The organism is Caballeronia sp. KNU42, assembly GCF_053760385.1.
In genome coordinates, this window is sequence record NZ_CM132388.1 from 2,666,292 (window position 1) to 2,680,355 (window position 14,064).

Here is a 14,064-nt window from a genome sequence, read left to right on the forward strand (position 1 = left end):
ATTGACTGCCTGGTGACCGCTTGATGACTCATTGCCCCTCGGATTCCACCAGCGTCACCGGAATACCCCCGCAGCCAGCGCTTCTCGCCACCTCCAAACCCCGCCACGGCGATGCCTCGCCGTGGGCTGCGATCATCGAATCGAGTCGCCTGTCCGGACGCAACACATTGAATGGCCATGTCGGCCGCAACAAGCGCTCGTGGACAAGCGAGCCGAGCCAGATCGGTGTGGGCGGCTGGCCGCCGCGCTGAGTCACCGCGTACTGCGTGGGCCAGAACCGCAAGACATCGCGCTCTTCCGGGGTCATGTGAGCCCGCGTGAATACCAGCACCGACGGTTCGCCATTGTTCAACCTCGGCAACACGGGAAGCGCCGTAGCCGCCACGTCCGGAGAAACGAGCGACAGGATGCTATGCGGCGATAAGCGCGTACCTTCTGTCCACCCCCGGCGCTCCAATTGAGCCCTGATCTCTCCCGCCGTTGCTGTCCATTGAACCGTGATGGGTTCGAGGCGGTCTCCGTCCATGCTTGAGCGGTAGCAAGAAAAGGTCCGCCATACGGTATCCGTCCATTGCATCGGCGACACGACGATAACCGCCGGGGCGGGTTCGACCGCCATCGCGTCAAGGCTCGTCCTGAACTGCAACACGACGCTCACGCAGACGACCGCGAGGACGGTGACCGGCATCATCACGCGGATTCGCGGTTTCGCGGGGTATCGCCACACGGCGGTAAGCGCAACGAGAAAGACCCAGGTGGCGGCAAGTGCGGCGCCGCCGACCGCATCGGAGAAAGTGAAGTGGCCGAAATAAAGCCCCGAGAAAGCGATCGAAACCAGTATGGCGATGGTTGTCATCGCGACGAATATCCTCGCGACCGGCCCCACCCGGCGCGCCAGCAAGAATGAGAGGAAGCCGTAGATCACCACGCTGGCAGCAACGTGATTGCTCGGGAACGCACGCAAGCTGGACGCTACTGCGCCCGGCAGCGGACGCTGGATCGTGATCTGGATCGCCAGGATCAATAGCTGGGAAAACACGACGGCGGTCAGCCAATACGCGACCGTACGCCAGCGGCGTTCAAACATCATCCAGACCACGACCAGCACCGTCAGCGCGGCGAGTGTCGACACGCTGCCGAGCGTGCCGAGCACGGCCAGGACCGCGTCACCCCACGAGGATCGGAACGATTGCAGGAAGCGATAAACCGATACATCGACTTGAACCAGAGGGTCGCCGTGCGAGACGCCGTGCAGCGTGGAAAAGAACACGGTGGCTGACGCCAGCAGCAGCACGGAGATCACGGCGATCAGCGCTGCCGCCTGATGCTTGGGGTCCAGGATGCCGAGCACTATCCGGCCGATCCGGCCGTGGTGGTGACGTGCCCAGAGCATCAGGCTGCAACGCGAGGAGTCGGTCCAGGCCCGGGCGTGCGACACCAAGAGGCTCGTCAGCCTGAACGTCAACCAGGTTCCGGCGACCAGGATGGCAAGCACCGCGACAAGCCGGAAAGACACGGCGCCCGCCAGTTCGATCGACGCCCCAAAGACGACGCCTGGAAGAATATGCACGGGCGCCCAGACGAGCGCCGAGACGATGTTGATGACCAGGAATCGCACGGGCCGCATCCCCATCATGCCGGCTACGACAGGTACGACCGCGCGCAGCGGTGCAATGAAGCGCGCGAAGATCACGCTTTTTGCGCCGTGCGCCTCGAAGTACCGCTGCCCCGCCTTCAGCATGCCGGGGTGCGTGCGAAACGGCCACAACTTCGCGATGGTGTCCTTGTGGCTGCAGCCGAACCAGTAGCTTGCGGCATCCCCCGCCACGGCCCCCACGAGGGCGCAGGCGAATACCCAGCCGAGGTTGAGCGAACCGGTGCCGACCAGCGCGCCGGCCACGAACATGGCGGTGCTGCCCGGAACAAATGTGCCGATAAACGCAATGGATTCAAAAAATGCTGCAAGCAATACGACCGTCAGAGCCCATGCAGGATGCCCCGACAGCAAATGCAGCAATTTGAAGTAGCCATGCTCCATCGAGCGTCTCCGGACCGTTCTTTCCTTTCTGCAGATTTTAAGTCTGTTCCAGCCAGGCCAGGGTGCGCTGAAACTCGCTGCATGGCAGGCATGGTGCTGGCTTGACCGGCCAGTATGTTCCTGCAACGGTGTTATTAGGGCGCTCCGCTCGCCTGGCTCTTTCGACGTAGACAGGCGACTTAGAGGCGATCGTGCCCCGAGATCTGGCTACCCAGCGTCCAGCCGCGCGAAAACGCACAACCAAGCCATGAGCTGACGGGATGTATATCAACGCGGCATCGCCAAAGCTTAAGTTGAGTTTTGAGGGCGTTGGGGGCTTTGATTCTGACCCCGTAGCAAGACTGCGACCTGCCGCGCGCAAGCGGTCACGGGCGCAGCACGTTCCAGAACGGCATCCAGATATCGGAAAACGAACGCACGCGATCCGCGGGTGCCGGGCTCTCTTCTTGCTGCGCACCGTGCGTGTCGACAGCGGCCTCTTCTGGCTTTGGCGATTCAGGCTCGGCCTCAACCGCGGCCTGTCTGGACGCATGCAGCGCAAGGGCGCTGTCGGCGATACGGCACGCAAGGTCGTCGCTGCAATCGTGGGCTAGCAGCACGCCGCGGACGACGTCGCGGTTATAGCCCTGTGTCGCGAAGCGCATCGCCAGCGCGACTCGGGCGGCATATTCCGCTTCCTGCGCGGCGCGCACCGCTGCCTCGCGTTCAGCCTGCTCCTGTTCCTCACGCCGCCGCTCGGCTTCCTGCCGATTCATTTCTTCAGCAAAAACGGCATCGTAGACCTGCCTTTGCGCTGGATCGGACAAAATTGCATAAGCATTTCGAACGTCGAGAAATGCGGCTCGAGCAGCATGCTCCTGACCGACATTGCGATCCGGATGCCAGCGCATGACCGCCTTCCGGTAAGCCCGCTTTATCTCTTCTGCCGTCGCATTTTCCGCGACGGACAAAGTGTCATACAAGGTTGTCATAGCAATACCTCAAACTATCCGCGGAACATGCTAGCACGGGAAAAAAGACATTTTTATAGCGTGGCAAGATCCAGGCACGCGCTGCGCCTGGATAAATCGCCAGCTCGACCAACTAGCTCGACGCGCCCGCCGCCCGTTCACAAGCGGAGCGACGCTCCTGTAACATAAACGCTCGAATACGCGAAATGGTTAATGGAATGCACAACAAATCTTTGGAAGAAAAGCTTCGGTTGCGGGCATACCATCTGTGGGAAGCGGATGGCCGTCCCGAAGGACGGTCTGAGGAGTATTGGGAGAAAGCGCGCGTCTTGCTTGAACAAGAGCTTGCCACTGTCATCCCGCCCCATGAAGCAAACGATGCGGACGAGTTCGCCAAGCAACCGCCAAAGAAAACGGTCAAGGCGAAGTCAAAGGCGACGCCTGCGGATGAAGGTAGCGTCAAGACACCAAAGGCCAAGTCCAAGGCTGATGCGAAGGCTGACACCAAGACCGACGCAAAGGTTGCGCGCAAGACGGCGACTAAGACCGAAGCTAAACCCAAGACGGCAGACACCGACATAGCGCCGAAAAAAACCAAGACCGCGGCCAAGCCTAAAGCAATCGCCGAGGCTGCGGAGAAACCGGCTAAGAAACCAGCGGTCAAAGCCGCAGCAAAGGTTTCGAAGAACGCCAAGAAGTAACCCGGAGAAACCGGTTTTTTTGCTTGAGGAAACCGGTCTCGATTGAAATCATGAGCGGGTTTTCTATCGCCGGGTAGTGCATCGGCGAGTCATGTTTCTGTTCGTATTTTTATGGAGCACGTATGCGAAGATTTCTCGCGGCCGTCTTGTTGACCGCCGCAGCGAGCGCCGCCGTACCTACGGTGGCTGAAGCCCGGCCCCGGCAGGAATGCCGGCGCGTCTGGGTTCATGGTCATTACGTACGACGCTGCCGCCCGTTGCCACCGCCGAGACACCACCATCATCGGCCGCCGCCACGGCATCGGCCGCCACCACATCGGTATTAGAGATCGCCAGCGAGCGTCCCCGGGATGCTCGTTCGCGACGCAGCATTCACGGCTTGCCGGTCGTAAAGATCCATGCCGTTGCTCGATACCTCTGCGATCAATGCTCCTCGATATCTCTCAGCGCGTTCTGTTCGTCCCAGGCTCAATCATGAGAGCCGGGCATTCTCCCCTCGCTACCCGCTAAGTCGTAGTCCGGGCGTTTCGCAAACTTGCATCGATATCCTCTGCATTTACATCCCGCCCGACCGATGCAGGAATCGTGCGGCTGAATAACGCAGTGGAGAGCCGCAAAGCCCGAGCTTCTTCTACCTTTAACGCGCCGCAAGCGGGCGTATCTAACCTGGGCCGTTCAACGAACAAGGCTCAAAATCTTGGTTTTTTTGTCAGGGATTGAAACAAACTGTATTAGAGGTGCGTACCTTTATTACCAAGCTCTATTACCCGCTTCCGAAATCACGGAGCGCATGGCATAGTGCGGGCAATCACTCTTAAGGAAACCATAATGCCGACTCTGGAACAGATTCAAGCCAAGCTGAAAAAGCTGCAGGCGCAAGCAGAAGCAATGATCGCAAAGCGCGCGCAATCCGTACTCGACGACATCCGCAACTTGATGGAAAAGCATGGACTGAGCACCGCCGATATTGAAGCGCATTCATCCACGAAGAAACCGCGCGGCCGGCCTGCAGGCAAAACATCGAAACCTGGCGTCAAGGCCAAGGCAAAAGCAGCCGCAAAGCCGAAGCTGCCCGCCAAGTATCGCAATCCCAAGACCGGTGAGACGTGGAGTGGCTGGGCTCGCCCGCCGCTTTGGATCAAGGACGTCAAGGACCGGACGAAATTCCTGATCGATGGTCACAGCGAGAGCCATGCCGTTGCAACAAGCGCGACAAAACCGGCAAGCAAGAAGGCAGCAAAGAAAGTGACGGCCAAAAAAGCGACGGTCAAGACGCTAAGCGCGAAGTCGCCGGCAAAGAAAGCTGTTGCCAAGAAAGCGTCGGCCAAGAGCGCGACTGTGGCGAAAGTTCCCGCGGAGAAAGCAGCCGCCAAGAAGGCGTCCGTGAAACGCGCCTACGTCAAGAAGACCTCCGCTGCGAAGAAATCCGCAACCGTCGCTGGCACGACGACGCCTGCGGCTAATCAAGATTCCGCATCGGCCGTAGCGGTTACGTCTGCGATTTAACGACAAGCCGTAGCGCCCCTCATTGGTGACTGAGGGGCTCGCTAAGCTTGGGCGTAAAGTGACTTTGAAGTGACTTTGAATTCATCCGCGGCTACTTTCTGGTAGCCGCAGTAACTCGGAACAAGTCGAATAAGAGCTGGAAGATTTGACCGGACTCGCGCGATCAGCAGAAAAGCTTTACCGGAGTCCCCGGTATATGGCTCATCGTGTACTTTGGCACGTGCGCTTGGCGCCATCGAGGATATTCGCCGAATGTTTGCTTACTGAAAAACAATCCGACATTCAAGAGATTATCCGATGAAGCCAGCCAAGGCCTGATGCCCTAGCCGCGGCCGCCGCCGTGCCCGCCGCCGCTATGCCCACCACTGCCCTGCCACTGTCCGCCGCCACCACCACCGTGGCCCCAGCCGCCGCCATGGCCGCCTCCGTGGAAGCCGCCGTACCCGTGGTTCCAGCCATGGTTGTAGTAGTGGCCGCCGTACCAACCGCCACCGCCACCGACATAGATGCCACCGCCGTAGACAGCCGGATAACCCGAGTAGTAAGGCCCCGGATAATAGGTTGAGTAGGGATCGCCGTATCCGTATCCGTCGTACCCATAGCCGTAACCCGGCGCGACGACACAGCCGCCCAGACACGCAACAAGTGCGAATAATGCAATTGGTTTAAGCATGTGATTGTCTCCCAGGCTTCTTAAGTAGGAGCCGAAGAACCTTGCTTAGTTCCAAGCGCAATTGTGTCTCTGGATTACAGTGCGAAGCGCATGGCGCCAGGATGTATGATCGGCTAGCGCTCGCTGGAATACCATCACCCTACTGCACGTTCTTTGCAACAGCCTTGCCGCCGTTCGACGACATCGCGCCCATGTCGGCACTGTTCCCCATCCCCGGGTTCTGCATATTGCCCGGCAGGGGACTTGTCGGCCCGGAAACCGGATCACCCCAGTGCGTCATGCCGGCCGTCGCGGCGCTATGCGCGTTGCCGCCACCTGAGCCGCCGTTCCCGTTGCCGCCGCCCTGCGCGAATACTGCCGCCGAGCCGCACAGGAACGCCACCGACACGCCCGCCAACATCGCTTTCCGCATTGCCTTGCTCATGGTGTTTCTCCGTTAGCCGCGAGTGCTGGATTGCGTCGCGTCAAGGCTATATACGGCGCTGGCGCGACGCTGGATGCAACGCATGCCTAATCGACGAAATCCGCCGCTCAATGAATGTGGCGATGATGGATATCCGGGAAATGTCCATGGGTGTGCGTCATCGGCACATGGTGATGCGCATGGGTGTGCGGCTCCTCTCCATCCCACTTGAAGTCGTGCGTATGCTGATGATGTTCGTCGTGGCGATGCCTGTGATTGTGGTCCATCAACACGTGCGTATGCGCGTGCTCGTGGCGCTCGCGAATATGCAGCCAGACGCCGAGCACCATCAACACGGCGGCCACCCAAAACAACGGGCCGGGTATGTCGGGCCACAAGATCAGCGAAAGCGTCACGCCGAATAACGGCGCGACTGAAAAGTACGCGCCGGTGCGCGCCGTGCCGAGGTTGCGCAACGCAACAACAAATAAAACCAGACTGACGCCGTATCCGGCCAGACCGGTGAGCATGGCCGCCCCCGTCTGCAGCAATCCGGGAAGATGCGCGCCGAGCACGAAAGCAATGCACAGGTTCACCGATCCGGCGATCAACCCCTTCAAGCAGGCAATCACCATGGCGTCGTTCGTCGATACCTTGCGCGTCAGGTTGTTATCGATCGCCCAGCACGCGCACGCGGCCGCGACCAGCAGCGCACCGGCGGATACGCCGGCCGCGCCCGGCTGCCATGAGAGCGCCACGCCGCCGGCGACTATTGCCACCATGCCGAGAAAAATCTGCAAATCCACATTCTCACGAAACACCACCCACGCGATCACTGCCGTGAATACACCTTCGAGATTCAGCAATAACGAACTCGTTGCGGCTGGCGTGGTGCTCAAGCCGAACATCAGCAGCACCGGGCCCGCGATACCGCCGGCGGCGATTGCGCAGAGCAACCAGGGCACTTCGGCGAATTGAATCCGGCTTTCGTTAGCGCGCTCGTCTTTGGAGCGCCTGACGCGCTGGAAGGCGATCGCGATGGCCAGGCCAAGTCCGCTGCCTAGATAAAACAAGCCGGCGACCATGAACGGCGACATCGTGCCAAGAAGGGTCTTGGCAAGCGGGGTGGTCGCACCAAAGAGCGCCGCCGCAAGAAGCGCCGTGAACGCAGCGTTGTAGCGTACAGACATGGATGTTCCTGACTTTGGGTTTAACACCGATTCTAAAGAAGATTTAGGAACTCTGTCCTCGCACGGGGATGCCGCGGCGCCGGGATTTTGCGCACCTGCAAAACCGTCAGATCTTTGTGTCAGTTTGCGCGTTGTGAGCGACAGGGCGCGCTTAGCCGGCGCAGCCTGTCAACATCACGAGCCGCAACCGCGCGCTTGCGGCCGGCCAGAACCGATTGCGCGCGGCAACGTCCTCAGCTTATTGCTTTTGCATCGTCACGATAGTCATCGTGCCGCCCACGTTCTCAACGCGCACTTTCACTTTGTCTCCTTCGTGAGCCTGCTTGAGCATCGCAGCGTCCCGGGCTTTGAATGCCATGGTCATTGGCGGCATACCGACATTGTCCAGCGCACCGTGTTTGAGCGTCACCATGCCGGACGCCGGATCGACTTTCCTGATTTCCGCGTCGGTCAAAGCGGATTTCGACGATGCCGCCGCCGGACTCATTTCGCCGGAACTCATCTTCATTCCGGCCATATCGTCGGCGACTGCGGATTGCTGAACAGCAAATACGGCGAACGTAGCACCCAACGCCAACGCGGCGTAAGTCAGTTTAGTCATTTCATTTCTCCAGTGGGGATAGAACGAACATGGGAAGGCACATCGAATTCGCTGCGCGCCTGGACTTCGCGACGCACTTGGCGACGCTTGAGCAACAGCCACGCAGCGGGGATAACGAACATTGACAAGAGCGGCGCGGTGACCATGCCGCCGACCATCGGAGCCGCGATGCGCTGCATCACCTCCGACCCCGCGCCGTGACCGAGCATGATCGGGATGAGACCAGCGAGGACCACGGCTACGGTCATTGCTTTCGGCCGCACGCGCAGCACGGCGCCTTCGCGGATGGCGTCGAAGAGCAGCGCCTCGGTCAGTACAGCGCCGGCGTCGAGACGATGCTCAAGCGCACGTTTCAAATACAACAACATCACCACGCCGAACTCCGCCGCCACGCCAGCCAGCGCGATGAACCCAACCGCGGTTGCCACCGACACCGCGTGACCCAGCGCCCATATCAGCCAGAACCCGCCGACCAGCGCGAACGGAACCGTCGACATCAGCAGCAATGCATCAGCGGCCGAATTGAAGGTCAGGAACAGCAGCACGAAGATGATCACGAGCGTGACCGGGATCACGGTACGAAGCGTCGCCGATGCTCGCTCCAGATACTCGAACTGACCCGACCACGTGATCGAATAACCCGCTGGAAGAGTCACTTTCTCTGCGACAGCCCGCTGCATCGCTGTCACCGCCGACTGCAGGTCCGTGTCGCGGATATCGACGTACACATAGCCCGCAAGCCGCGCGTTCTCGCTGCGAATCATGGGAGGTCCATCGGCGATCTTCAGGGCCGCGACATCGCCAAGCATGATCTGCGCGCCCCGCTCCGTGACAACCGGCAAGCGCCGCAGATTCTCGAGCGAGTCGCGAACGTCGCGCGGATACCGGACATTGATGGGAAAGCGCTGACGTCCATCGATGACCTCGCCCACGTTCTCCCCGCCCACCGCCGATGAAACAACCGCCTGGATATCCGCAATCGCGAGTCCGTACCTTGCAGCTTTCAGGCGATCGATATCAACGTCGATATAACGCCCGCCATTCAAGCGCTCGGCGAGCGCGGAAGAGACACCGGGGACCGTCTTGACCACGGCTTCCACTTGCGTTGCGATGGAGTCGATCACGCCAAGATCCCCGCCCGAAATCTTCACGCCCACCGGGGCCTTGATGCCGGTCGACAGCATGTCAAGGCGGTTGCGTATCGGTGGCACCCACACGTTCGACAAGCCCGGCACCTTCACCGTCCGGTCCAGTTCATCGACGAGTTTTTCCGGCGTCATGCCGGGCCGCCACTGACTGCGCGGCTTGAACTGGATGGTGGTCTCGAACATCTCCAGCGGCGCCGGGTCGGTCGCCGTATCGGCTCTCCCGGATTTGCCGAATACAGTCGCGACTTCAGGGACCGTCTTGATCAGCCGGTCGGTCTGCTGCAAGAGCTCCGACGCTTTCTCCGCCGAGATACCGGGAAGCGCGGTCGGCATGTAGAGAAGATCGCCTTCATCAAGCGGCGGCAAAAATTCGCCGCCTAGCCGCGACAATGGAATCAACGTAAGCACAAGCGCAATGACCGCGATACCAATCGCAGCCCACGGCCGGCGCAGCGTTGCTTCAAGCAATGGCCGATACAAAAGGATCAGCACTCGGTTGATCGGATTGGCGTTCTCGTTCGGAATACGGCCCCTGATGAAATAGCCCATCAGCACCGGCACCAGCGTGACCGACAACAGCGCGGCCGCTGCGATCGTGTAGCTCTTGGTGAACGCCAGCGGCGAGAACAACTTCCCCTCCTGGCCCTCGAGCGAGAACACGGGGATGAACGACATCGTGATGATAAGCAGCGAAAAGAACAGTGCAGGCCCGACTTCTGCCGCCGATGTCGCGATGAGCTCCCATCGATCGGATGCGGTGATCGGCTGATCCGGATGCGCGTGGTCAAAAGCTTCCAGATGCTTGTGCGCGTTTTCGATCATCACGATGGCCGCATCGATCATCGCGCCGATCGCGATCGCAATGCCGCCGAGCGACATCAGGTTCGCGTTGACGCCCTGATAACGCATCACGATAAATGCTGCAAGCACGCCAAGCGGCAACGACAGGATGGCAACAAAAGCGCTTCGCAGATGGAACAAAAACAGCGCACAGACCAGGCCGACGATGACAAACTCTTCGATCAGCTTGTCTCGCAGATTGCTCACGGCACGCTCGATCAGCTTCGATCTATCGTAGGTCGTGACGATCTCAACGCCGGGCGGCAGCGACTTCTTCAGCGTATCGAGTTTCGCTTTCACAGCCTCGATGGTCGTGAGCGCATTCTTGCCGGAGCGCATCACGATCACGCCGCCTGCAACCTCGCCTTCGCCGTTCAGCTCGGCAATGCCGCGCCGCATTTCAGGTCCGATCTGGATACGCGCAACGTCGCCGAGCAATACGGGTGTCCCTGCGTCGTTGGTACGCAAGACGACGTGACGGAAGTCATCGAGTGAATGCAGGTAACCCGACGAACGCACCATGTAGTCGGACTCCGCCAGCTCCACCACGGAGCCGCCGGATTCCTGGTTCGCTTTCTTCAGCGCATCTGTCACGGTGGCTTGCGTGATGCCATAGGCGCGAAGCTTGTCCGGATCGAGTACGACCTGATACTGCCGTACCATTCCGCCGATAGACGCCACCTCCGAGACATCGGGAACGGCCTTCAGTTCGAACTTGAGGAACCAGTCGTTCAGCGCACGAAGCTGACCAAGATCGTGCTTGCCGGTGCGATCGACGAGCGCATATTCATAGACCCAGCCGACGCCGGTTGCATCGGGTCCGAGCGAGACGCTTGCGCCCTGAGGCAACCTGCTCTGCACCTGATTCAGGTATTCGAGCACGCGTGAACGCGCCCAATATTGATCGGTCTTGTCGTCGAAGAGGACATAGACAAATGCATCGCCGAACGAGGAGTAGGCGCGAATCGTCTTGGCGCCCGGCACGCCGAGAAGCGTTGTCGTCAACGGATACGTCACCTGATCTTCGACCACCTGCGGCGCTTTGCCCGGATACGATGCCTTGGTGATGACCTGCGTATCCGAGAGATCGGGAAGCGCATCGAGCGGTGTTTGCGTCAGCGAATAAACACCCCAGCCCGTGATCAGGACGGTCGCAAGCAGGACCAGGAAGCGGTTCTTGATGGACCAGCGAATGAGCCGCGCGATCATTTACCACCTCCCATTGGTTCGACCTTCGTCAGCTCGTATCCATCGTCGGATTGCTTGAACGCGAAGTGCACCGTTTCGCCGGTTTTAACGTCCGGGAATGCGCTTGCGGAAGGCTTGTTGAATGCCATGGTCATCGCGCCCCAGCCGAGCACTGGTACAGGTTGATGCGAAAGCGTGATGTCGTGGCTTGTGACAGCTTCGACCTTGCCCGTCGTCTCGTACGTCTCGGCTGCGGCAGACGCGTCGCTCGCCGGCCGCGCTTCGAGTCTCGGGAGCACGGACTTAAGACTCGCCTCAGAGTCGATCAGGAATTGACCCGATGCGACCACCTGCTCCCCTTCACTCAAGCCGCTCAACACTTCCGTATTGCCGCCCGAATCGTTGCCGGTCGTCACGGTGACGGGCTGAAGCCGACCATCTGCTTGCTTCACAATCACGATAGAGCGCTTGCCGGTCGTGATCACCGCCTCGGACGGCACGACCAGCCGCGACGCCGTCGTCGCGCCGCCAATATGCGCGCGCATGAGCATGCCGGGGGTGAGCGACTGATCCTTGTTATCGATGACGAGGCGCGCTTGCAAGGTACGGCTGCCAGTACTGATCCCCGGCAGGACTTCGTGAATGTGTCCGGTGAAATGCCGCGTGGTGTCTCCGGCAAATACGGCGTCGACACTCATGCCCGCCTTGACTTGCAACGCCAGCGCTTCGGGCACGTCGATCACGAGCCATAACGTGCTCAAGCCCGCGACCTTGGCGAGCGTCTGGCCGGGTGCGACCATCGCGCCATCGCGCACATTTAATTCGGTGATCACGCCGGCCGCCGGCGCCTGCAACGTGACGTGCGTCTGCACACGGCCGGTGCGATCGAGGTTGGCCACGACCGCATCGGGTATCGATAAAGCGCGCATGCGTTCGCGCGATGCCGCGAGCATGGCGTCGTCCATGCCGCTGCGCTTGAGCGCCAGGTATTCCTCTTGAGGCGCCAGCCAGTCCGGTACGAACAGCGACGCAATCGGGGCGCCTTTGGACACACGTTGCATCGGCGCATTCGCAAACAAGCGGTCGATGTAACCCGTCACCCGCGACTGGACCACATCGGCCAGCGACTCATCGAACTGCGTTGTACCGACGGCCTCGAAGCTGGCCGCTACATCGACTCGGCGAGCCGTGGCGTATCTGATGCCGAGGTTCTGCTGAAGACCCGGGTCGATCTTCACACCGCTCGACGCACCCTCATCCGCGAATACAGGTTCCAGTTGCATGTTCATGAAGGGCGACTTGCCGGGTTTATCGAAGTGCTGGTTCGGCATCATGGGATCGTGCCAATAGAGCACTTTGCGGCCGGGCTCTTTTTCGCTGATCGACGACGCGGTTGTTGTGGTCACGGTTGTATTGGCGTGCCAGGTTCCGGCCACATACCCCGAAGCAAGCAACGCCACTGCCGCGATGACAGCGAGCGTCATAAGTTTCTTGTTCATCGTGTTCTCACTGTCAGTAGGTCATGGAAGGCGGCACGACCTGGTACTCGAGTTGAGCCCAGGTGAGCGACACGTCGCGCTGGAGATCGAGCACTTGCAAGCGTGCGTCGAGCACGGCGCGTCGGGCAGCGAAGGTATCGGCCAGTGACCCGGTGCCAGCTCGATAAGCCGCGGTCGACAGCTGTAAGCGCTGGTCTGCTGCGGGCAAGAGCGATGCGTTCAGGTTGGCGATGCGCTCGCGCCCACTGGCGAGCGTGGCGGAGAGGTTGTGGATATCGGCATTGACTTGACGCTGTGCGTCTTCGTACATCAAGCGCGCCTTCGTTCCCAACTCGGCCTTCTCGGCGGTATCGCGGTCTTGCCGATCCCTCCTGTTCAGCGGAATGGGAATACTGACGCCAACCGACACCATGTTCGAGTACTGACCACCTCGTTGCTGGTACGCGACCTCCCAAGTCCAGTTCGGGTTGCGATTGCTTTGCGCAACCGCAGTGTCCGCGTCAGCGACCGCTATCTCCGACGACGCATTGATCAGCGCAGGCTCGACACGCTGAAGCTCTTCAGGCGGCAGCGATGCGACCACCGACTCCGGCGCAGGCGGCTCGCCGGAGACGTCAGTGACCGTTGCAGCCGTCCATCGAGACAAGCCAATGAGCGCCGTCTGAAGCGATTGCTGCGCCTTGAGCAACTGGTCCCGGGTCTGCGCGAGCATGAGCTGCGCCTGGGTCACATCTGCAGCACTGGCTTTAGCGCCGCGATAAGACGCTTGCGTCGCCGATAGCTCGTGCGCCATGTGATCCGCAAGTTCCTGCTGCAGCGAAAGCGCTTTCTTCGCGTAGGCCGCGTTGAGCCATGCGGTTGCGGTCTGCTCGCGCACGTTGACTAGCTGAGTGAGATAACCCGAACGTTCGCGATCGACTTCCTGATTAGCCAGCTCAGTGCGCAGACGGCGCTTTTCCGGTGACACCCATTCCTGTTCGATGCCGATACGCCGCATCGTCATGAAATCCTGGCCAATGGTGAACGCCTGAGAGCCATTGATGGGCAGGTTATCCACACCCGCCTTGAGCGTTGGGTCGGGTAACTGGCCGGCTCTGACAACGGCCTGCGAGCTCGCGCGAACGGACGATTGCGCTGCCTGCATGGAGGCTGAGCGATCGGTCGCGGATAACAGCGCAGCGTCCAGCGTCAAGGCGCTCCCCTGCGCTTTAACCGCTACGCCGCCGCCAAGAAGGAATAAAAATACGGCTAGCGCGGGCGCACGCCCGCATCCACGCCGGAATACCGGCGCGGTAATAGATGAATGCATTTCTCAACCCCAAACGGT

Annotated in this window: 11 protein-coding genes; 2 read left to right on the forward strand and 9 right to left on the reverse strand. The window is 60.4% G+C overall.

What is annotated here, in order from left to right:
- Positions 1-28 precede the first annotated feature (28 nt).
- Positions 29-2,038: a VTT domain-containing protein gene (locus ACSOSP_RS12010; RefSeq protein WP_455306860.1), complete on the reverse strand. Its 2,010-nt coding sequence runs from the start codon at positions 2,036-2,038 to the stop codon at positions 29-31.
- 365 nt (positions 2,039-2,403) lie between these two features.
- Positions 2,404-3,009, reverse strand: a complete 606-nt coding sequence (locus ACSOSP_RS12015) for a DnaJ domain-containing protein (protein WP_455306862.1) — start codon at positions 3,007-3,009, stop codon at positions 2,404-2,406.
- A gap of 197 nt (positions 3,010-3,206) precedes the next feature.
- Here ACSOSP_RS12015 and ACSOSP_RS12020 point away from each other — a divergent pair, with 197 nt between their 5' ends.
- Both ACSOSP_RS12020 and ACSOSP_RS12025 read left to right on the forward strand, forming a co-directional pair.
- Positions 3,207-3,689, forward strand: a complete 483-nt coding sequence (locus tag ACSOSP_RS12020; protein WP_455306864.1) for a DUF2934 domain-containing protein — start codon at positions 3,207-3,209, stop codon at positions 3,687-3,689.
- 828 nt (positions 3,690-4,517) lie between these two features.
- On the forward strand, positions 4,518-5,195 hold the full coding sequence (locus tag ACSOSP_RS12025; RefSeq protein ID WP_455306866.1) for an H-NS histone family protein: 678 nt from the start codon (positions 4,518-4,520) through the stop codon (positions 5,193-5,195).
- Between the two features lie 322 nt (positions 5,196-5,517).
- Here the strand turns inward: ACSOSP_RS12025 and ACSOSP_RS12030 are convergent, their stop codons facing one another.
- The 7 genes from ACSOSP_RS12030 to ACSOSP_RS12060 form a co-directional block, all read right to left on the reverse strand.
- A complete protein-coding gene (locus ACSOSP_RS12030) occupies positions 5,518-5,868 on the reverse strand; it encodes a hypothetical protein (RefSeq protein WP_455306868.1) in 351 nt (116 codons plus the stop codon).
- 139 nt (positions 5,869-6,007) lie between these two features.
- The gene (locus tag ACSOSP_RS12035) at positions 6,008-6,292 is read right to left on the reverse strand and encodes a hypothetical protein (protein WP_455306870.1); all 285 of its coding nucleotides are present in this window, start codon (positions 6,290-6,292) and stop codon (positions 6,008-6,010) included.
- Positions 6,293-6,399: 107 nt separating this feature from the next.
- Complete coding sequence (locus tag ACSOSP_RS12040; RefSeq protein WP_455306872.1) at positions 6,400-7,461, reverse strand: EamA family transporter; 1,062 nt, start codon at positions 7,459-7,461, stop codon at positions 6,400-6,402.
- A 238-nt stretch (positions 7,462-7,699) separates the two neighbouring features.
- Positions 7,700-8,062: a copper-binding protein gene (locus ACSOSP_RS12045; RefSeq protein ID WP_455306874.1), complete on the reverse strand. Its 363-nt coding sequence runs from the start codon at positions 8,060-8,062 to the stop codon at positions 7,700-7,702.
- Positions 8,059-11,259 carry an efflux RND transporter permease subunit gene (locus ACSOSP_RS12050; RefSeq protein WP_455306876.1) on the reverse strand — a complete coding sequence of 1,067 codons (3,201 nt, stop codon included), beginning with the start codon at positions 11,257-11,259 and terminating at the stop codon, positions 8,059-8,061. The genes ACSOSP_RS12045 and ACSOSP_RS12050 overlap by 4 nt, the downstream gene beginning before the upstream one ends.
- Positions 11,256-12,737 carry an efflux RND transporter periplasmic adaptor subunit gene (locus tag ACSOSP_RS12055; RefSeq protein WP_455306877.1) on the reverse strand — a complete coding sequence of 494 codons (1,482 nt, stop codon included), beginning with the start codon at positions 12,735-12,737 and terminating at the stop codon, positions 11,256-11,258. Before ACSOSP_RS12055 ends, ACSOSP_RS12050 begins: the two co-directional genes overlap by 4 nt.
- Before the next feature lie 13 nt (positions 12,738-12,750).
- Positions 12,751-14,046 carry a TolC family protein gene (locus tag ACSOSP_RS12060; RefSeq protein WP_455306879.1) on the reverse strand — a complete coding sequence of 432 codons (1,296 nt, stop codon included), beginning with the start codon at positions 14,044-14,046 and terminating at the stop codon, positions 12,751-12,753.
- Positions 14,047-14,064: the final 18 nt, after the last annotated feature.